This is a genomic window from Ornithinimicrobium kibberense (assembly GCF_006519705.1).
GTDB lineage: Bacteria > Actinomycetota > Actinomycetes > Actinomycetales > Dermatophilaceae > Ornithinicoccus > Ornithinicoccus kibberensis.
Map to the genome: position 1 here is coordinate 1 of NZ_VFXM01000018.1, position 18,150 is coordinate 18,150.

Consider the following 18,150-nt stretch of genomic DNA (forward strand, 5'->3'; position numbering starts at 1 on the left):
CGCCAGTACCTGGCCCGCCTCGACACCCTCGCCCCCGGTCCCCATGCGAACGCCCGGGGCCAGGCCGACCCGGCCGACCGGGTCGACCAGCGCGGCGACCGGGCCGACCTGGCCAACCAGCTGCTCTACGCCGCGATCGTCCACCGCCACTCCGGGACCCCGGCCCGGGCCACCGACGACATCGTCGACGCCGAGGCCTACGACCTGCGCCTGGCCGGCTGGGCAAGCATCGACCCCCGGCTGGCCCTGGCCCGCGAAGGCCGCCACGCCGACCTCAAGGGCCCCACCCCCGAACAGCTGCTCGGCATCGACAACTCCACCCAGGGCCCCCGGACTTCACGGCCCTCCACCCGAGGTGAGGCCGGCGGCTGGGCCACGCGAACCCGAGCCGACGACCCACCACCGTTCTGAGCGAGCAGCGTGAGGTCGCACGGGTGGAGGCGGGCAGTCGCGAGCGCGACAGAGGTCGTCCCCCGGATCAACGGGACTGCCACCGATGTCCTAACAGCTTGACCACCCCTGGAGGTGCCCCTCGGGGCCGGCTTGGCCCTCGTCGAACCGCTGCTCCACGGATTTCGTCCGGCGTCAGCGGGCCGCTACAGTAGGTCCCCGCGCCCATGGGGCGCCTGGACGTGTAGCTCAGCTGGTTAGAGCGCTCGCTTCACACGCGAGAGGTCAGGGGTTCGAGTCCCTTCACGTCCACCGACGATCGCGGTCCGGACGGCGCTTCCGCTGCCCGGGCCGCTTTTTTGATGTCCCGCCTCCTGGATGCGGCGACCGGGTGCTCCACGGAGCAGTCAGCCGGACCGGCAGCGGCTTCCGGCTCCGACAGCGGGTTCCTCCCCGCTGCAGGAGCGCTATCCCGCTGCAGGTCGCCCGGGCGACGCCGACCAGGTCACCGGCGATGCTGCGGTCGCGCCGTCGCCGCCTGCGCCAGGCCCGCGCCCCACGCACGCGCCCGCTCCACCTCGCCGTCGAGCAGCGGGCCCTGGTCGCCGTGCACCCAGAACTTCTCCGGGTCGGCCACGACGGTGCAGCCGAGCGCACGCAGTTTCTTCGCGGCCGCCTTCGCCGCCGTACCGGGGAGGTTGGGCCTGCGCGTGTGCGTGTCGAACGTGGCCACCCGCAACGCCACCGGCCCGGAGGCCTCCAGCCACTCCCGGATCCCGGTCGCCGGCGGCGTCCCGCCACGGCTCGCCGCGTCCTCCCTGGTCTGCGGACGGCTCATCCCGAAGGCGTGGGTCGGCCCGCCCACGACCAGCAGGTCGGCGACGACGTCCGCCAGCGGAGGTGCTGAGGCCACGTCCACCACCTCGGTCCCGTCCCCCAGCCCCGCGGCCACCGCCTCGGCCACGGTCCGGGTGTTGCCGAACGCCGACTCGTAGACGACGAGCGTCGCCATGGTGGCCCTCCTCAGGTCGCTCCTGCTCCCAGCAGACACCCGCGCGGACCGGCCCGCAAGGGGCCCGTCCTGTCTGGCGCATCACCCTGGGTCGGCAGCCCGCCCCGGTCCGCCCGGCGTGCGGGCCGTCCTCGCGGGGACGACCTGCAGCGCCAGCCGCGCCCACGCCCGCACCTCCTCGGTGACGGGCCGGTCGAGCAGCCCCGCCTCGTCGATCCACTCCATGCCGGGCTCGTCGCCGCACGGGTCCGGCGCGGGCGAGCCCTGAGCACCGATCACCTCCGCGAAGTAGATGAGGTCGATGTGCTGGTGGCCCGGGGAGATGTCCTCGACCTGGATCCCCTCGGGACGCACCAGCTGGCGGGGCGACCCCGGTGCGTCGTGGTCGATCCCCGTCGAGCCCACGAGGCGCACCCTCAGCCCCGTCTCCTCCCGGGTCTCGCGCAGGGCGGCGTCGTCGGGCAGCTCGTGCGGCTCGACGTGGCCGCCGGGCGGCAGCCACAGCCCCACCTTCCGGTGGGGGTGCAGCAGCACCTGCCCCGCGTGCACCACGAACACCGCGACGGTGAAGTGCTTGCTGATCCCGTCCGGCGGCTCCCGGTCCTCGACGTGGCCCATGCCCCCGAACCCTAGGCGCGCGGGGTATGCCGTGCCGCTGGCGGTAGGGTTTGACGGGCACCGGCCAGGCCGGTCGTCCCCGCACGCCCCCACCCCGCAGCACGCCGCAGACCACGAGGAGCGCACCCGTGTCCCAGATCACCGTCCACGTCGCAGGCAGCGAGCGCACGGTCGAGCAGGGCACCACGGCCACCGAACTCTTCGCCGACGACCCGCACGTCGTCGTCGCCCGGGTCGACGGCGAGCTCGTCGACCTCGACCACGTCCTCGGCGACGGGGACGCCGTCGAGCCGGTCCTGGTCACCGAGCAGGACGGGCTGGACGTGCTGCGCCACTCCTGCGCCCACGTCCTGGCCCAGGCCGTCCAGCAGACCTTCCCCGACGCCAAGCTGGGGATCGGCCCGCCGATCCGGGACGGGTTCTACTACGACTTCGACGTCGCGGAGCCGTTCACCCCCGAGGACCTCAAGCGCCTCGAGAAGTCGATGCAGAAGATCATCAACACCGGCCAGACGTTCGCCCGGCGCGAGGTCTCGGACGAGGAGGCACGCGAGGAGCTGGCCGGCGAGCCCTACAAGCTCGAGCTCATCGGGCTCAAGGGCGGGTCCGCCGACGAGGCGGCCGAGGGCGCCGGCGTCGAGGTCGGCGGCAACCAGCTGACGATGTACGACAACGTCGACCGGACCGGCCAGGTCGTCTGGGGTGACCTGTGCCGCGGCCCGCACGTGCCGACCACCAAGCTGATCGCCAACGGCTTCAAGCTCATGCGCAGCGCGGCCGCCTACTGGCGAGGCAGCGAGAAGAACCCCCAGCTGCAGCGCATCTACGGCACCGCCTGGCCCAGCAAGGACGAGCTGAAGGCCTACCTGGAGCGGCTGGCGGAGGCCGAGCGCCGGGACCACCGCAAGCTCGGTGCCGAGATGGACCTGTTCTCCTTCCCCGAGGAGGTCGGCCCCGGTCTGCCCGTCTTCCACCCCAAGGGCGCCATCCTGCGCCGCACCATGGAGGACTACGTCTGGCAGCGGCACGTCGAGGCCGGGTTCTCCTACGTCACCACCCCGCACCTGTCCAAGGAGGGGCTGTTCCACACCTCCGGGCACCTGCCCTACTACGCCGACGGCATGATGCCCGAGCTGGACGACGACGGGCAGGCCTACCGCATCAAGGCGATGAACTGCCCGATGCACAACCTCATCTACCGCTCCCAGCAACGGTCCTACCGCGACCTGCCGCTGCGCTACTTCGAGTTCGGCACCGTCTACCGCAACGAGAAGTCGGGCGTCCTGCAGGGCCTGACCCGGGTGCGGATGATCACCCAGGACGACAGCCACTCCTACGTCACCAAGGAGCAGGCGCCCGGCGAGATCAAGCACCTGCTCGACTTCGTCCTGGGCCTGCTGCGCGACTTCGGCCTGGACGACTACTACCTGGAGCTGTCCACCCGCGACGACAGCGAGGGCAGGAGGGACAAGTTCATCGGGTCCGAGGAGCAGTGGACCGAGGCGACCGCGGTGCTGGAGAAGGTGGCCCGTGAGTCCGGCCTGGAGCTCGTCGACGACCCCGGCGGCGCCGCCTACTACGGCCCGAAGATCTCGGTCCAGGCCCGGGACGCGATCGGGCGCACCTGGCAGATGTCGACGATCCAGTACGACTTCAACCAGCCGGAGCGCTTCGGCCTGGAGTACTCCGCCGCCGACGGCACCCGCCAGCAGCCGGTGATGATCCACTCGGCCAAGTTCGGCTCGATCGAACGCTTCATCGGGGTGCTCACCGAGCACTACGCCGGGCAGTTCCCGCCGTGGCTGGCCCCGGTGCAGGTGCTGGGCGTCCCGGTGGCCGAGGAGTTCGACGACTACCTCCGGGACGTCGCGGCCCGCCTCCGGGCCGAGGGGATCCGGGTCGAGCTGGACACCTCGGACGACCGGTTCCCCAAGAAGATCCGCAACGCGAGCCGCTCCAAGGCCCCCTTCATCCTCATCGTCGGCGGCGAGGACAGGGACGCCGGCGCGGTGTCCTTCCGCTACCGCGACGGCTCGCAGAAGAACGGCGTGCCGGTCGAGGAGGCCGTGGCCGAGGTCGTGGCCGCCGTCCGCGGACGCGTGCAGGTCTGAGTCGCGTGGCGCGGACGGGGGAGCGGGGTATGCCGTCGCTCGGCCAGGAGGCCGCGCGCGTGCGGGTGCGGCCGGTCCTGGAGGACGAGGCCCTGCTCCTGGGTGCGCTGCACCTGCAGGCGCTGCGCCGGGCGGGCCGGAAGCCCGACCCCGGTCCGCCGAGCCACGTGCAGGCGTTCGCCGCCGCCTGGCGGGTCCGGTCGGCGGACCTGCCGGCCTGGGTGGGCGAGTGCGACGGCCAGCACGTGGGGATGGTGGTGTGCCAGGTCCCGCTCCTGCCCGCACTGGGGGCCGGCGTCCCCCAGCTGCTGTCCCTGAGCTGCCTGGGCGGGCACGAGGAGGCGGTGGCCCTGGCGATGGTGCGCGCGGTGGTCAGCTGGTTCGGCCGGCAGGGCCACCTGTCCGTCGACGTGGCCGACGACGTCCGGCTGCCCGCCGCGGTGCTGGACGCCGCCCGGGCCGACGTGCTGCCCCGTCGGCGGGTCAGCCTGCCGACGAGGCCCTGAGGGCCGGGGGCGGCTCCTCAGCGACGCTCGAGGACGAAGACCGGAATGGTCCGTCCGGTCGACGACTGGTAGTCGGCGTAGGAGGGGAAGGCCCGCACGGCGCGCTCCCACCAGGCCTCGCGCTCCGGGCCCTGCTCGAGCAGCCGGGCGTGCCGGACGTGCTGCTCGGTGCCGTCGTGGACGAGGACGTCGGGGTGGACGCGCAGGTTGTGGAACCACTGCGGGTGCTCCGGCGCACCACCCTTGCTCGCGACCGCCAGGTAGTCCCCGTCGTGCTCGACCCGCATGAGCGGGACCCTGCGCAGCAGCCCGCTGCGGGCACCCCGCATCGTCACGACCACCACCGGGCGGCCCTGGACCTGCACCGCACGGGTGTCGCCGGCCCCGTCGATCTCGGCGAGCTGGCGGGCCACCCAGCCGCTGCGCTCGGGCAGGTAGGCGGCGGGGTCGGCCGCCTGGGCGCTCAGCGGGGTGGACGAGGACGGCTGCGGGAACGGCATACCCCTCACAACGCCGGCGGAGGTCCCGCTCTTCCGGCGGGCAGGCCCGTCCTGCCCGGACGCCCGGTGCCCGGCACGTAGGATCGGCCCATGACCGAGGGACCCCCGACGGTGACCGGTGCCGACGAACTCGCCGGCACCGCCGACGGCTTCGAGCGGCTCTGGACGCCCCACCGGATGGCCTACGTCAAGGGTGACCGGCCCAGCCGCGACGCGGGCACGGGGTGCCCCTTCTGCGCGGCCCCCGGCAAGGACGACGCGGAGGGGCTCATCGTCCACCGCGGCCGGACCTGCTTCGTCGTGCTCAACCTGTTCCCCTACAACCCCGGTCACCTGCTCGTGTGCCCCTACCGGCACGTCCCGCTCTACGTCGACCTCACCGACGAGGAGACCGCGGAGTTCACCGCGCTGACCAAGCAGGCGATCCGGGCCGTGGAGGCCGCCAGCGGGCCGGCCGGCTACAACCTGGGCATCAACCAGGGCGACGTCGCCGGGGCCGGGGTCGCGGCGCACCTGCACCAGCACGTCGTGCCACGGTGGCTGGGGGACGCCAACTTCCTGCCGATCGTCGGCCGGACCAAGGCCCTGCCGCAGCTGCTGGAGGACGTGCGCCGGCAGCTGGTCGCGGCCTGGCCCGCGTCCGGGCCGACCCCGCGCCCGGCCGAGGGCGAGCAGGCCTGATGCTCAACCGCTACGCACGCGGGACCTTCACCCGGGTGTTCGGCCCGTTGGCCCGGCTCCTGCTGCGCCTGGGGATCCACCCCGACCTCGTCACCGTGGTCGGCACGCTCGGGGTGGTCGTCGGGGCGCTGTGGTTCTACCCGCGCGGCGAGCTGTGGTGGGGCACGCTGTTCATCACCGCGTTCGTCTTCGCCGACCTGGTCGACGGGACGATGGCGCGGATCTCGGGACGCGCCAGCCCCTGGGGTGCCTACCTCGACTCCACGCTCGACCGGCTGGGCGACGCGGCCGTCTTCGGCGGGCTGGTGCTGTGGTTCCTCGGCCCGGGCGGGCGGCCCGTGGACGGCTACCTGGCCCTGGCGTGCCTGGTCCTGGGCTTTCTCGTCTCCTACGCCAAGGCCCGGGCCGAGTCGCTCGGCTGGCGGTGCGAGGGCGGCATCGCCGAGCGGGCCGACCGTCTGGTCGCCGTGCTGGTGACCACCGGGTTCACCGGCCTGTTCCTGCCCGGGTGGGTGCTCACCGTCGTGCTCGCCCTGCTGGCGCTGGCCTCGCTGGTCACCATCGTCCAGCGCATGGGCATGGTCCGCCGCCAGGCGCTGGCCGCCTGACCGGGGCACCCTGCCCGTACTCGTAGACTGGGACGTCCGCACCCCGGTGCGACCCTTCCCCGCCCCGCGACCCGGCACGGTCGCCCCCGCTCCCGAGAGGCACCGATGAGCGAGCCCACCACCCACACCACCGGCACGACCCGCGTCAAGCGGGGGATGGCCGACATGCTCAAGGGGGGCGTCATCATGGATGTCGTCACCGCCGAGCAGGCCAAGATCGCCGAGGACGCCGGCGCGGTGGCCGTCATGGCGCTGGAGCGCGTGCCGGCCGACATCCGCGCCCAGGGCGGGGTGTCCCGGATGAGCGACCCCGACATGATCGACGGCATCATCGAGGCCGTCTCGATCCCGGTGATGGCCAAGGCCCGGATCGGCCACTTCGTCGAGGCGCAGGTGCTGCAGAGCCTGGGGGTCGACTACGTCGACGAGTCCGAGGTGCTCACGCCCGCCGACTACGCCAACCACATCGACAAGTGGGCCTTCACGGTGCCCTTCGTCTGCGGGGCGACCAACCTCGGCGAGGCGCTGCGCCGGATCACCGAGGGGGCCGCGATGATCCGCTCCAAGGGCGAGGCCGGCACCGGCGACGTGTCCAACGCGACCACCCACATGCGGGCCATCCGCGCGGAGATCAGCAGGCTCACCGCGATGGCCCCCGACGAGCTCTACGTCGCGGCCAAGGAGCTGCAGGCCCCCTACGACCTCGTCAAGGAGGTCGCGCAGACCGGCAAGCTCCCCGTGGTGCTGTTCACCGCCGGCGGCATCGCCACGCCCGCCGACGCGGCGATGATGATGCAGCTGGGTGCCGAGGGCGTCTTCGTCGGCTCAGGCATCTTCAAGGCCGGCAACCCCGCCCAGCGGGCCGCAGCCATCGTCAAGGCGACCACCTTCCACGACGACCCCGACACCATCGCCGAGGTGTCCCGCGGCCTCGGCGAGGCCATGGTCGGCATCAACGTCGACGACATCCCGCAGCCGCACCGGCTCGCCGAGCGCGGCTGGTGAGGGCGGGCCCGCAGGCTGCGGAGCCCGCCGAGGGCCCGCTCGTCGGGATCCTCGCCGTCCAGGGCGACGTCCGGGAGCACATGCGCGCCCTGGAGCTGGCCGGGGCCCGGGTCCGCCCGGTCCGCCGGCCCGGCGAGCTCGAGGGCCTCGACGGCCTGGTGGTGCCCGGCGGGGAGTCCACCACGATCGACCGGCTCAGCCGGATCTTCGGGCTGCACCGGCCGCTGCGCGACCTGGTCGCCGACGGCCTGCCGGTCTACGGGTCCTGCGCCGGCATGATCCAGCTCGCCGAGGAGATCCTCGACGGGCACCCGGAGCAGCAGACGTTCGGTGGCATCGACATGACGGTGCGGCGCAACGCCTTCGGCCGGCAGGTCGACTCCTTCGAGACCGACCTGCACGTCGAGGGGATCGACGACCCGGACCGACCCTTCCGCGCCGTCTTCATCCGCGCCCCCTGGGTCGAGCGTCTCGGCGACGGCGTCGAGGTGCTCGCCCGGGCCGACGGCCACCCGGTCGCGGTCCGGCAGGGGCCCCTGCTGGCCACCTCGTTCCACCCCGAGGTCACCGAGGACCACCGGGTGCACGCACTGTTCGTCCGGATGGTGCGCGAGCACCGCTGAACGGCCGGTAGCATCGGAGGCCGATTTCCACGGCCGTCGAAGGCACGAGAGGACGAGGCATGTCGGGACACTCCAAGTGGGCGACCACGAAGCACAAGAAGGCCGCGATCGACGCCAAGCGCGGCAAGCTGTTCGCCAAGCTCATCAAGAACATCGAGGTGGCCGCCCGCACCGGGGGCGGCGACCCCGCCGGCAACCCCACCCTCTTCGACGCCATCCAGAAGGCGAAGAAGACCTCGGTGCCCAACGACAACATCGACCGGGCGGTCAAGCGCGGCTCCGGCGCCGAGGCCGGCGGGGCCAGCTACGAGGCGCTGACCTACGAGGGCTACGCCCCGGGCGGGGTGGCGCTCTACATCGAGTGCCTGACCGACAACAAGAACCGAGCCGTCATGGAGGTCCGCACGGCGCTGACGCGCAACGGCGGGTCGATGGCCGACAGCGGCTCGGTGGCCTACCTGTTCGACCGCAAGGGCCAGGTCGTCGTGCCGCGGTCCCAGGAGTCGGGTGAGCTGACCGAGGACACCCTCCTGGAGACCGTCCTCGAGGCCGGCGCCGAGGAGGTCAACGACCTGGACGACGCGTTCGAGGTCATCAGCGAGGCCACCGACGTCGTGGCCGTGCGGACCGCGCTGCAGGAGGCCGGCCTGGACTACGACTCGGCGGAGGTGACCTTCGTGCCCAGCATGGAGGTGCCGCTGGACGCCGAGGGCGCGCGCAAGGTCATCCGCGTCGTCGACGCCCTGGAGGACTGCGACGACGTGCAGAACGTGTACTCCAACGCCGACATCTCCGACGAGGTCATGGCCGAGATCGACGGCGACTGACACCCCCTGGGGTCCCTCCCCGGCGCTGCCGTCCCGGCACGGGGGACGTCGGCCGCTCCGGTGTGCGTGTCGCAACCCGCGTGCGTCGGCCCCGCTGGGTAGCGTGGGGTGCGAACACCTGTCCACACCGGTGGCACCCGCGTCCGGGGCCGGCCGGCCAGCCCGAGGAGGTCGCCCGTGCGCGTGCTCGGCGTGGACCCCGGCCTGACCCGGTGCGGGCTGGGCGTGGTCGAGGGCCTGCCCGGCCGACGGCTGCGCATGGTCGCCGTCGGGGTCGTGCGCACCCCGGTCGGGGACGAGCCGCAGGAGCGGCTGCTGTCGGTCCAGACCGAGATCGACCAGTGGCTGGCGGACTGGCAGCCCGACGCCGTCGCGGTGGAGCGGGTCTTCGCCAAGGCCAACATCCGCGGCATCATGGGAACCGCCCAGGCCTCGGCCATCCCGATGCTCGCCGCCGCACGCCTGGGCCTGCAGCTGGGCCTGCACACCCCCTCGGAGATCAAGGCCGCCGTCACCGGCAACGGCCGCGCCGACAAGGCCCAGGTGACGCACATGGTCACCCGCATCCTCCAGCTCGCCGACCCGCCCCGGCCCGCGGACGCCGCCGACGCGCTCGCCCTGGCCATCTGCCACGTCTGGCGCGCCGGGACCGACGGGCGGCCCGGCGAGGGCAGCACGACCAACCGCATCCACGAGGCCGAGCGGCTGGCCCGGTCGGCCGCCCCCAACCGGCTCGCCGAGCTGCACTCGCAGCACCGCAGCGCGGCGCGGGCCGCCACCGCCCGTGCCTCGGCCCGGCCCGTCCCGACCAGGAGGAACGTCTAAGTGATCGCGTCCGTCCGCGGCCCCGTGCGCCACGTCGGCCTGGACCGTGCCGTCGTCGAGCTGGGCGGTGTCGGGCTGCTCGTGCACGCCACCCCGGCCACCGTCGCCGAGCTGCGGCCCGGCCAGGAGGTCACCCTGGAGACCACCCTGGTGGTGCGGGAGGAGTCGCTGACCCTCTACGGCTTCGCCGACCCCGACGCCCGCGCGCTGTTCGAGCAGGTCCAGACCGTCTCGGGGGTCGGTCCCCGTCTGGCCCTGGCGATGCTGTCGGTCCTGGCCCCCGCCGAGGTCCGCCGCGCCCTGGCGCAGGGCGACCTGGCCACGCTGACGAAGGTGCCCGGCATCGGGCGCAAGTCGGCCGAGCGGCTGGTCCTCGAGCTCAAGGACAAGGTGGCGGTGGTCGGCGGCGGGACCGGTCCGGCCGGCGCTCCCGCCGTTCCCGCCGCCGGGGAGGGCGAGGCGGTGGCCTCCCAGGTGCGCGAGGCGCTGGAGGGGCTCGGCTGGTCGGCCCGCCAGGCCGCCGACGCTGTCTCCACGGTCACCGGCGGGGAGGAGCCGCCGGCCGAGGTGTCGGCCGTCCTGCGCGCCGCCCTGCGCGAGCTCGGACGATGAGCAGGCCGGGCGAGGACGAAGACCTCCCGGGCGTGGCGGACAGCCCGGGGGAGGACGGCCGGATCGTCGACCCGGCCGGCACCGACGAGGAGCGCCGCATCGAGGCGGCCCTGCGTCCCCGCCGGCTCTCGGAGTTCCCGGGGCAGCGACGGGTCCGGGACCAGCTGGGGCTGGTCCTGGAGGCCGCCCGGCGACGGGGCAGCCCACCGGACCACGTCCTGCTCTCCGGCCCGCCCGGGCTGGGCAAGACCACCCTGGCGATGATCATCGCCGGCGAGCTCGAGCAGCCCATCCGGATCACCAGCGGGCCGGCCATCCAGCACGCCGGGGACCTGGCTGCGGTGCTGTCCTCCCTGGTCGAGGGCGAGGTGCTCTTTCTCGACGAGATCCACCGGATGTCCCGTCCGGCCGAGGAGATGCTCTACCTGGCCATGGAGGACTTCCGGGTCGACGTCATCGTCGGCAAGGGGCCCGGTGCGACCGCGATCCCGCTCGAGCTGCCGCCGTTCACCGTCGTGGGGGCCACCACCCGGGCCGGCCTGCTGCCGGCGCCCCTTCGTGACCGGTTCGGCTTCACCGGACACCTCGACTTCTACGACACCGCCGACCTGGTGACCATCCTCACCCGCAACGCCGACCTGCTCGGGATCGAGGCCGACGAGGAGGGCATCACCCAGATCGCCTCCCGGTCGCGCGGGACGCCGCGGATCGCCAACCGGCTGCTCCGCCGGGTGCGCGACTGGGCCCAGGTCCACGGCCGGCACGTCGTCGACGAGCCGGCCGCGCAGGCGGCCCTCGAGCTCTTCGACGTCGACGTCCTGGGCCTGGACCGCCTCGACCGCGCGGTGCTGGAGGCGCTGTGCACCCGCTTCGGCGGGGGACCGGTGGGACTGTCCACCCTGGCCGTCGCGGTGGGGGAGGAGCCGGACACCGTCGAGACCGTCGCCGAGCCCTACCTGGTCCGGGAGGGCTTCATGGTGCGCACCCCTCGGGGCCGGGCCGCCAGCGCCGCCGCGTGGGAGCACCTGGGTCTGTCGGCGCCCACGCCGGCCGCCACGGGCGTGGGCAACGGGACCGGCCCCGCCGCCCACGCCTCCGGCGGTGCCCGGCTCGGGCCCCGGGCGGCCGACGGCGGCCAGGTGCCGCTGCCGTGGGACGACGCAGGGGACGACGGGCAGGGATGACCGTGGCGGCCCGGCGGACACGGCACCCCGTGCCTTTGGTCGGCCCGGCGCGCTCACCTAGACTGCCCCGGGTGCCCGCTCCCCGGCCGTCGACGGCCGCTGCCCGGACGGCACCGCACGCTCACCACCCGAAGGGTCGACCATGACGCCACTGGCCACCGCCGCCGCAGCACCTCCCACGGGCGGGGGGATGACGACGCTGCTGCTGCTCGCGGTCCCGTTCCTGGTGCTGCTCTACCTCATGTTCTCCCAGCGCCGCCGCGCCCGCGCGGTCAGCGAGGCGCAGGCCGCGCTCCAGGTGGGGGACGAGGTCATGGCCGCGGCCGGCATCTTCGGCACGGTCGTCGGCGTCGAGGACGACGTGGTGCGGCTGCAGGTCGCCGAGGGCGTCGTGCTGCGCGTCGCCCGTCGCGCGGTCATCCCGCCCGGCACCGACGCCTCCGGCCGCGTGTCGCGCACCCCCCGGGACGAGGGGCCGGGGGCGACCGCCTGATGTCGATGTCGACGCGCGGCTCACGCCGCGAGGAGGACCTTCCGGGTCTGGCCGCGGGCAGCGGCCGACGGCCGGGACGGGGCGGTGCCACCCGCCGTCGCGGACCGCAGGGCGCCCGCAAGGCCCGCATGCGGGGGCCCCTGCGGACGCTCACCACGCTGCTGGTGCTCACGCTCCTGCTCTTCGCCGGGATCGGCGCCGCCCACCTGTGGGGCACGCCGAAGGCACCGTTGGCCCCCCAGCTGGGGCTCGACCTCGCCGGCGGCCGTCAGGTGGTCCTGGCCCCCCTCACCGAAGACGGCGCCTCGATCGACGCCGACCAGCTCGACCAGGCCATCGACATCATCCGGCGCCGGGTCGACGCCACCGGGACCTCCGAGGCCGAGGTGACCCGCCTGGGCCAGAACATCTCGGTCGCCATCCCCGGCGACCCGTCGCCCGACCAGCTCGAGGCGCTCAGCCGTTCCTCCCAGATGGCCTTCCGTCCCGTGCTCCTGGCCGAGCCGGTCTTCGCCCCCGGCGAGGAGCCGCAGGTCCCGCGGGAGCTGCCCCTGCCGGACGACCGGCTGGCCGAGCAGGCCGAGCTCATGCAGCCGCCGCCGGCGCCGCAGGACGTCGAGGAGCCGGCCGAGGACGAGCCCGCGGGGGACGAGGCGTCCAGCACCGAGGAGAACCGTGGCGGCACGGCCCTGCCCGCTGCCACGGACGGGGCCGACGCGACCGGCCAGCCGGGGACCGACGGCGACGGGGCCACCCAGGAGCCGGCGACCGAGGAGCCGGCACCGCCGGTGGCCAACCCCTCCGACCTGGCCCAGGTCACCCCCGAGATCCAGCAGGCCTTCGCCGAGACGACCTGCGAGGACCCCGACCTGGCCGACCGCGCGGCCGTCGCCCCGGCCGCCCAGCCGCTCGTCGTGTGCAACACCGAGGGCACGGAGAAGTACGTCCTCGGCCCCGTCGAGCTGTCCGGCGGCAACCTCACCGACGCCACCGCCGGCCCCGAGCAGGCCCAGGGCGGGGCCGTCACCGGCCGCTGGGAGGTCGTGCTCACCTTCGACGACGAGGGCGGCGACGCCTTCGCCGACGTCACCACCCGGCTGATGGGCTATCCGCAGAACTCGGCGCAGAACCGCTTCGCGATGGTCCTCGACGGCGAGGTCATCTCCGCGCCGACCGTCAACAGCGTCATCAGCGCGGGCATCGCGACCATCACCGGCGACTTCACCGTCGAGGAGGCCGAGACCCTGGCCAACCAGCTGCGCTTCGGCGCCCTGCCCGTCTCCTTCGACGTGCAGACCTCCGAGCAGATCAGCCCCACCCTCGGCGGCGAGCAGCTGCGCTGGGGCCTGATCGCCGGCGCCGTCGGCCTCGCGCTGGTGTTCCTCTACATGCTGGTCCAGTACCACGCCCTCGGCCTGGTGGCGATCGGCTCGCTGCTCCTGGCCGCGGTCATCGCCTACGGCGCGGTCACCCTGCTGGGCTGGGCGATCAACTTCCGCCTGACGATGGCCGGGGTCACCGGGCTCATCGTGGCCATCGGCGTCACGGCGGACAGCTTCATCGTCTACTTCGAACGTGTCCGGGACGAGGTCCGCTCCGGCCGCCCCCTGCGGTATGCCGTGGACACCGGCTGGGAGCGGGCGCGCCGGACGATCATCATCTCCGACCTCGTCAACCTCATCGCCGCGGGCGTCCTCTACTACCTGTCCGAGGCGGGCGTGAAGGCCTTCGCCTTCACCCTGGGGCTGACCACGATCATCGACCTCGTCGTGGTGATGATGTTCACCCACCCGCTCGTGAGCATCCTGGCCAACACGAAGTTCTTCGGCGAGGGTCGGCGCTGGTCGGGCATGGAGCCCGAGCGGCTCGGCGCCAAGCGCTCGGCCTACCTGGGCCGAGGCCAGTTCCGCGAGCCCGAGCCCGAGGTGCTCGCCCCGGGACGGCGACGCCATACCCGCGAGGAGCTGGAAGGGGGTGTGGTCTGATGTCGCGCTTCAGCCAGTTCGGCAACGACCTCTACTCGGGCAAGCGGTCGATCGACGTCATCGGTCGGCGCCGGTGGTTCTACGTCGTCTCCCTGGTCCTGCTAGGGCTGTCCCTGGTCGGCCTGCTCGGCCAGGGGCTCAACTTCGGCATCGAGTTCCGCGGCGGCACCGAGCTGCGCGTGAGCCAGGTCCAGGACATGGACGACTACGAGAGCCGCGCCCAGGAGGTCGTCCAGGCGCCGGCCGACGGAGGCACCACGGCCGTCACCCGGATCGGCGACGACACCGTCCGGGTGCAGACCGGGGAGATGACCTCGCCGGAGGCCGAGGCCCTGCGCGGCGAGCTGGCCGACGAGTTCGGCGTGCCGGTCGGCGCGGTCACCAGCTCCCTGGTGGGTCCGTCCTGGGGCGACAGCGTGACCAACCGGGCCCTCATCGCCCTGGGGGTCTTCCTGCTCCTGGTGACCGTGGTGCTCACGCTGTACTTCCACACCTGGAAGATGGCCGCGGCCGCGCTCGTCGCGCTGCTGCACGACGTCGTCTTCACCGTGGGGGTCTACGCCCTGCTCGGCATCGAGGTCTCCCCGGCGTCGGTCATCGGCTTCCTCACCATCCTGGGCTACTCGATCTACGACACGATCGTCGTGTTCGACAAGGTCAAGGAGAACACCGACCACGCCATCGACACCCGCCGGTGGACCTACGGCGAGGCGGCCAACCTGGCCGTCAACCAGACGTTCGTGCGCTCGATCAACACCTCGGTGGTGGCCCTGCTGCCGGTGGCCGTCATCCTCGTCGTCGGCCTGACCATCATCGGTCCGGGCACGCTCGTCGACCTGGCCTGGGCGCTGTTCATCGGCATCGCGGTCGGGACCTACTCCTCGGTGTTCGTGGCCACGCCGCTGCTGGTCGACCTGCGCCGGGGCGAGCTGGACCTGCGCAAGCACGACGCGGCGGTGCGCAAGCGGCGGCAGCGGTCGCAGGACCGCGCGGCCCGGGGCACCGCCCCGGTCGCGCAGACCGGCGGTCAGCCCGAGCCGGCCGTCGTCGGCGCCCCCGCCGACCAGACCGGGGCCGCGGCCCCGCCGGTGGAGCAGGCACCTGCGCCGTCGGCGACCGCCGGCCGCCAGCTGCACCCCTACGCCCAGCGCGGCCCGCGCAACCAGCCCCGGCGCAAGAAGCGCCGCGGCTGACCACCGCCCCAGGAGACGAGAGCCATGAGCACCTCCGAACGTGCCGACACCACCACCCAGGACGCCGGCGACCCCGACCTGGCCGCCGACGTGCTGGCCGGACTGCGCGACATCCCCGACTTCCCGGTCAACGGCGTCGTCTTCAAGGACTTCACCCCGGTCCTGCTGGACCACGCGCTGCGGTCCCGGATCATCGCCGACGTCGTCGACCGGCGCCGCGGCCAGGTCGACGTGGTCGCCGGCATCGAGGCGCGGGGGTTCATCCTCGGCGCGGTCATCGCCCACGAGCTGGGCGTCGGGTTCGTCCCCGTCCGCAAGGAGGGCAAGCTGCCCTCGGCCGTGCACGCCCAGTCCTACTCGCTGGAGTACGGCACCGCCACCCTGGAGATCCACCAGGACGCCGTCTCGCACGGGGAGCGCGTCCTCGTCGTCGACGACGTGCTCGCCACCGGCGGCACCCTGGCGGCCACCTGCGAGCTCGTCGAGCGCTGCGGGGCCAGCGTCGCCGCGATCGAGCTGGTGCTGGAGATCGGCCCCCTCGAGGGACGCAGCAAGCTCACCGGCTACGACGTGCGGTCCACGGTCACCATCTGAAGGGACCGGCCCGGCGGGGCGGGGTCCGTCCCCGGCCGGGCCAACTATGATCTCGTCATGACCGACGGCGCCGCCTCCACGCACCCGCCCGCCCGGGCCGGGGGAGGCCTGCGCCCGCGCTGGGCCCGGCTGGGCGGCGCGCGCACCTCCAGCGTCAACCCGACCCTGGAGCCGCTGCTGCGCGCGGTCCGCGCGACCCACCCCAAGGCCGACCTGTCCGTCATCCAGCGCGCCTACGCCGTGGCCGAGGAGGCCCACCGCGGCCAGCGCCGCAAGAGCGGGGACGCCTACATCACCCACCCGCTGGCGGTGGCCACCATCCTCGCCGAGCTGGGGATGACCCCCTCGACCATCGCGGCGGCGCTGCTGCACGACACGGTGGAGGACACGGCATACTCCCTGGACCAGCTGCGCAGCGACTTCGGCGACGAGATCGCGATGATGGTCGACGGCGTGACCAAGCTGGACAAGGTCACCTACGGCGAGGCGGCCCAGTCCGAGACCGTGCGCAAGATGGTCGTGGCGATGGCCAAGGACATCCGGGTGCTGGTCATCAAGCTGGCCGACCGGGTCCACAACGCCCGCACGTGGCGCTACGTGTCCCCGGAGTCGGCCGCGCGCAAGGCCGCCGAGACCCTGGAGATCTACGCCCCGCTGGCCCACCGGCTGGGGATGAACACGATCAAGTGGGAGCTGGAGGACCTGGCCTTCGCCCAGCTCTACCCCAAGGTCTACGACGAGATCGTGCGCATGGTCGCCGAGCGGGCGCCGGCCCGGGAGGAGCTGCTGGCCACCATCCGCCAGGAGATCAACGAGGAGCTGCGGGCCAGCAAGATCCGGGCGACCATCACCGGCCGGCCCAAGCACTACTACTCGGTCTACCAGAAGATGATCGTGCGGGGGCACGACTTCGACAAGATCTACGACCTGCTCGGGGTGCGGGTGCTCGTCGACTCCATCCAGGACTGCTACGCGGTGCTCGGCGCCCTGCACAACCGGTGGAACCCGGTGCCGGGGCGGTTCAAGGACTACATCGCCATGCCCAAGTTCAACATGTACCAGTCGCTGCACACGACGGTCATCGGCCCCGAGGGCAAGCCGGTGGAGATCCAGATCCGCACCCACCAGATGCACCGTCGTGCCGAGTACGGCGTCGCCGCGCACTGGAAGTACAAGGAGCAGTCCCCGGACGGCACCCGCGCCGTCGCCGGCCAGGACGGGGCGCCGGGGGCGCTGGAGGGTATGCAGTGGCTGCGCCAGCTGCTCGAGTGGCAGCGGGAGACCGCCGACCCGGGGGAGTTCCTGGACTCGCTGCGCTTCGAGATCGGCGCGGCCGAGGTCTACGTCTTCACCCCCGGCGGGGACGTCATGGCGCTGCCGGCCGGCGCGACGCCGGTGGACTTCGCCTACGCCGTGCACACCGAGGTCGGACACCGCTGCGTCGGTGGCCGGGTCAACGGCAAGCTGGTGCCGCTGGACTCTGAGCTGTCCAACGGCGACGTCGTCGAGATCATCACGAGCAAGGCCCAGGAGGCCGGGCCGAGCCGGGACTGGCTCAGCTTCGTCAAGAGCGCCCGCGCCCGCAACAAGATCCGCCAGTGGTTCACCCGCGAGCGGCGCGAGGAGATGGTCGAGTCCGGCCGCGACCAGATCGCCAAGGTCCTCCGCAAGCAGAACGCCCCGCTCCAGCGGCTCATGTCGCACGAGACCCTCTCGGCCGTCGCCGGCGACCTGGGCTACAAGGACATCGACGGGCTCTACGCCGCGGTGGGGGAGAGCCACGTCTCGGCCCAGCACGTCGTCAAGCAGCTGACCGCCACCCTCGGCGGCGAGGACGGCACCGAGGAGGACCTGGCCGAGGCCACCCGCCCGCGGCGCGGCCGGGTCGCCCACACCGACCCGGGCGTCACGGTGGTCGGCACCAACGACGTGTGGGTCAAGCTGGCCAAGTGCTGCACCCCGGTGCCGGGCGACCCGATCATGGGCTTCGTCACCCACGGCCGCGGGGTCTCGGTCCACCGCACCGACTGCACCAACGCCGAGCAGCTGCGCCAGCACCCCGAGCGCATCATCCCGGTGGCGTGGGCCCCCACCGCGACCAGCCTGTTCCTGGTCAACCTGCAGGTCGAGGCCCTGGACCGCTCCCGGCTGCTGTCGGACATCACCCGGGTGCTCTCCGACCAGCACGTGAACATCCTGTCGGCCTCGGTGCAGACCGGGCGCGACCGGGTGGCGCTGAGCAAGTTCTCCTTCGAGATGGCCGACCCCTCCCACCTGGAGTCGGTCATCCGCGCGGTGCGCGGCGTCCCGGGGGTGCTGGACGCCTACCGGATCACCGGGACGACCAGCACCGACCCGCACCGGCGCGGACGCACCGCCTGAG

At 73.3% G+C, this 18,150-nt stretch carries 19 protein-coding genes and 1 tRNA gene; 17 read left to right on the forward strand and 3 right to left on the reverse strand.

The genetic code is table 11. The annotated features are described in order from the left end of the window. The coding region (locus FJR00_RS15850; protein ID WP_181409647.1) for a hypothetical protein at positions 1-411 on the forward strand (411 nt) is incomplete at its 5' end. A 217-nt stretch (positions 412-628) separates the two neighbouring features. After that, positions 629-702, forward strand: a tRNA-Val gene (locus FJR00_RS14085). 193 nt (positions 703-895) lie between these two features. On the opposite strand, the gene FJR00_RS14090 is transcribed toward FJR00_RS14085, so the two are convergent. Continuing rightward, positions 896-1,402 (reverse strand): flavodoxin family protein, encoded by a 507-nt coding sequence (locus tag FJR00_RS14090; RefSeq protein ID WP_141339291.1) that lies wholly within the window; start codon positions 1,400-1,402, stop codon positions 896-898. 81 nt (positions 1,403-1,483) lie between these two features. Then, positions 1,484-2,020, reverse strand: coding sequence for an NUDIX hydrolase (locus FJR00_RS14095; RefSeq protein WP_141339292.1), 537 nt, complete (start codon positions 2,018-2,020; stop codon positions 1,484-1,486). A 128-nt stretch (positions 2,021-2,148) separates the two neighbouring features. On the opposite strand from FJR00_RS14095, the gene thrS reads away from it, so the two are divergent. Together thrS and FJR00_RS14105 are read left to right on the forward strand one after the other, a co-directional pair. After that, positions 2,149-4,131, forward strand: coding sequence for a threonine--tRNA ligase (thrS, locus tag FJR00_RS14100; protein WP_141339293.1), 1,983 nt, complete (start codon positions 2,149-2,151; stop codon positions 4,129-4,131). 29 nt (positions 4,132-4,160) lie between these two features. Next, the gene (locus FJR00_RS14105) at positions 4,161-4,637 is read left to right on the forward strand and encodes a hypothetical protein (RefSeq protein ID WP_141339294.1); all 477 of its coding nucleotides are present in this window, start codon (positions 4,161-4,163) and stop codon (positions 4,635-4,637) included. 17 nt (positions 4,638-4,654) lie between these two features. On the opposite strand, the gene FJR00_RS14110 is transcribed toward FJR00_RS14105, so the two are convergent. After that, on the reverse strand, positions 4,655-5,137 hold the full coding sequence (locus FJR00_RS14110; protein WP_083664031.1) for a nitroreductase family deazaflavin-dependent oxidoreductase: 483 nt from the start codon (positions 5,135-5,137) through the stop codon (positions 4,655-4,657). A 90-nt stretch (positions 5,138-5,227) separates the two neighbouring features. Between FJR00_RS14110 and FJR00_RS14115 the strand changes: the two genes are divergently transcribed. The 13 genes from FJR00_RS14115 to FJR00_RS14175 all read left to right on the forward strand — a co-directional run bounded on the left by FJR00_RS14115 (position 5,228) and on the right by FJR00_RS14175 (position 18,149). Beyond that, the gene (locus FJR00_RS14115) at positions 5,228-5,818 is read left to right on the forward strand and encodes an HIT family protein (protein WP_075957607.1); all 591 of its coding nucleotides are present in this window, start codon (positions 5,228-5,230) and stop codon (positions 5,816-5,818) included. After that, positions 5,818-6,426 (forward strand): phosphatidylinositol phosphate synthase, encoded by a 609-nt coding sequence (pgsA, locus tag FJR00_RS14120; RefSeq protein ID WP_075957606.1) that lies wholly within the window; start codon positions 5,818-5,820, stop codon positions 6,424-6,426. Before FJR00_RS14115 ends, pgsA begins: the two co-directional genes overlap by 1 nt. 105 nt (positions 6,427-6,531) lie before the next feature. Then, a complete protein-coding gene (gene pdxS, locus FJR00_RS14125; RefSeq protein WP_075957605.1) occupies positions 6,532-7,431 on the forward strand; it encodes a pyridoxal 5'-phosphate synthase lyase subunit PdxS in 900 nt (299 codons plus the stop codon). Beyond that, a complete protein-coding gene (pdxT, locus tag FJR00_RS14130) occupies positions 7,428-8,054 on the forward strand; it encodes a pyridoxal 5'-phosphate synthase glutaminase subunit PdxT (RefSeq protein ID WP_141339295.1) in 627 nt (208 codons plus the stop codon). The genes pdxS and pdxT overlap by 4 nt, the downstream gene beginning before the upstream one ends. A 59-nt stretch (positions 8,055-8,113) precedes the next feature. Continuing rightward, entirely contained in the window at positions 8,114-8,881 is a 768-nt protein-coding gene (locus FJR00_RS14135) for a YebC/PmpR family DNA-binding transcriptional regulator (RefSeq protein WP_075957603.1), read from the forward strand. 177 nt (positions 8,882-9,058) lie between these two features. Then, positions 9,059-9,706 (forward strand): crossover junction endodeoxyribonuclease RuvC, encoded by a 648-nt coding sequence (ruvC, locus tag FJR00_RS14140; RefSeq protein ID WP_075957602.1) that lies wholly within the window; start codon positions 9,059-9,061, stop codon positions 9,704-9,706. Further along, positions 9,707-10,318, forward strand: coding sequence for a Holliday junction branch migration protein RuvA (gene ruvA / locus FJR00_RS14145; protein ID WP_141339296.1), 612 nt, complete (start codon positions 9,707-9,709; stop codon positions 10,316-10,318). After that, positions 10,315-11,502, forward strand: a complete 1,188-nt coding sequence (gene ruvB, locus FJR00_RS14150) for a Holliday junction branch migration DNA helicase RuvB (protein WP_181409648.1) — start codon at positions 10,315-10,317, stop codon at positions 11,500-11,502. Before ruvA ends, ruvB begins: the two co-directional genes overlap by 4 nt. A gap of 142 nt (positions 11,503-11,644) precedes the next feature. Beyond that, the gene (yajC, locus tag FJR00_RS14155) at positions 11,645-11,995 is read left to right on the forward strand and encodes a preprotein translocase subunit YajC (RefSeq protein ID WP_075957599.1); all 351 of its coding nucleotides are present in this window, start codon (positions 11,645-11,647) and stop codon (positions 11,993-11,995) included. Next, positions 11,995-13,980: a protein translocase subunit SecD gene (secD, locus tag FJR00_RS14160; protein ID WP_238330506.1), complete on the forward strand. Its 1,986-nt coding sequence runs from the start codon at positions 11,995-11,997 to the stop codon at positions 13,978-13,980. Before yajC ends, secD begins: the two co-directional genes overlap by 1 nt. Further along, positions 13,980-15,173, forward strand: coding sequence for a protein translocase subunit SecF (gene secF / locus FJR00_RS14165; RefSeq protein ID WP_141339297.1), 1,194 nt, complete (start codon positions 13,980-13,982; stop codon positions 15,171-15,173). Before secD ends, secF begins: the two co-directional genes overlap by 1 nt. Positions 15,174-15,197: 24 nt before the next feature. Beyond that, a complete protein-coding gene (locus FJR00_RS14170; RefSeq protein WP_075957596.1) occupies positions 15,198-15,767 on the forward strand; it encodes an adenine phosphoribosyltransferase in 570 nt (189 codons plus the stop codon). A 57-nt stretch (positions 15,768-15,824) separates the two neighbouring features. After that, complete coding sequence (locus FJR00_RS14175) at positions 15,825-18,149, forward strand: RelA/SpoT family protein (RefSeq protein ID WP_075957595.1); 2,325 nt, start codon at positions 15,825-15,827, stop codon at positions 18,147-18,149. Position 18,150 lies beyond the last annotated feature (1 nt).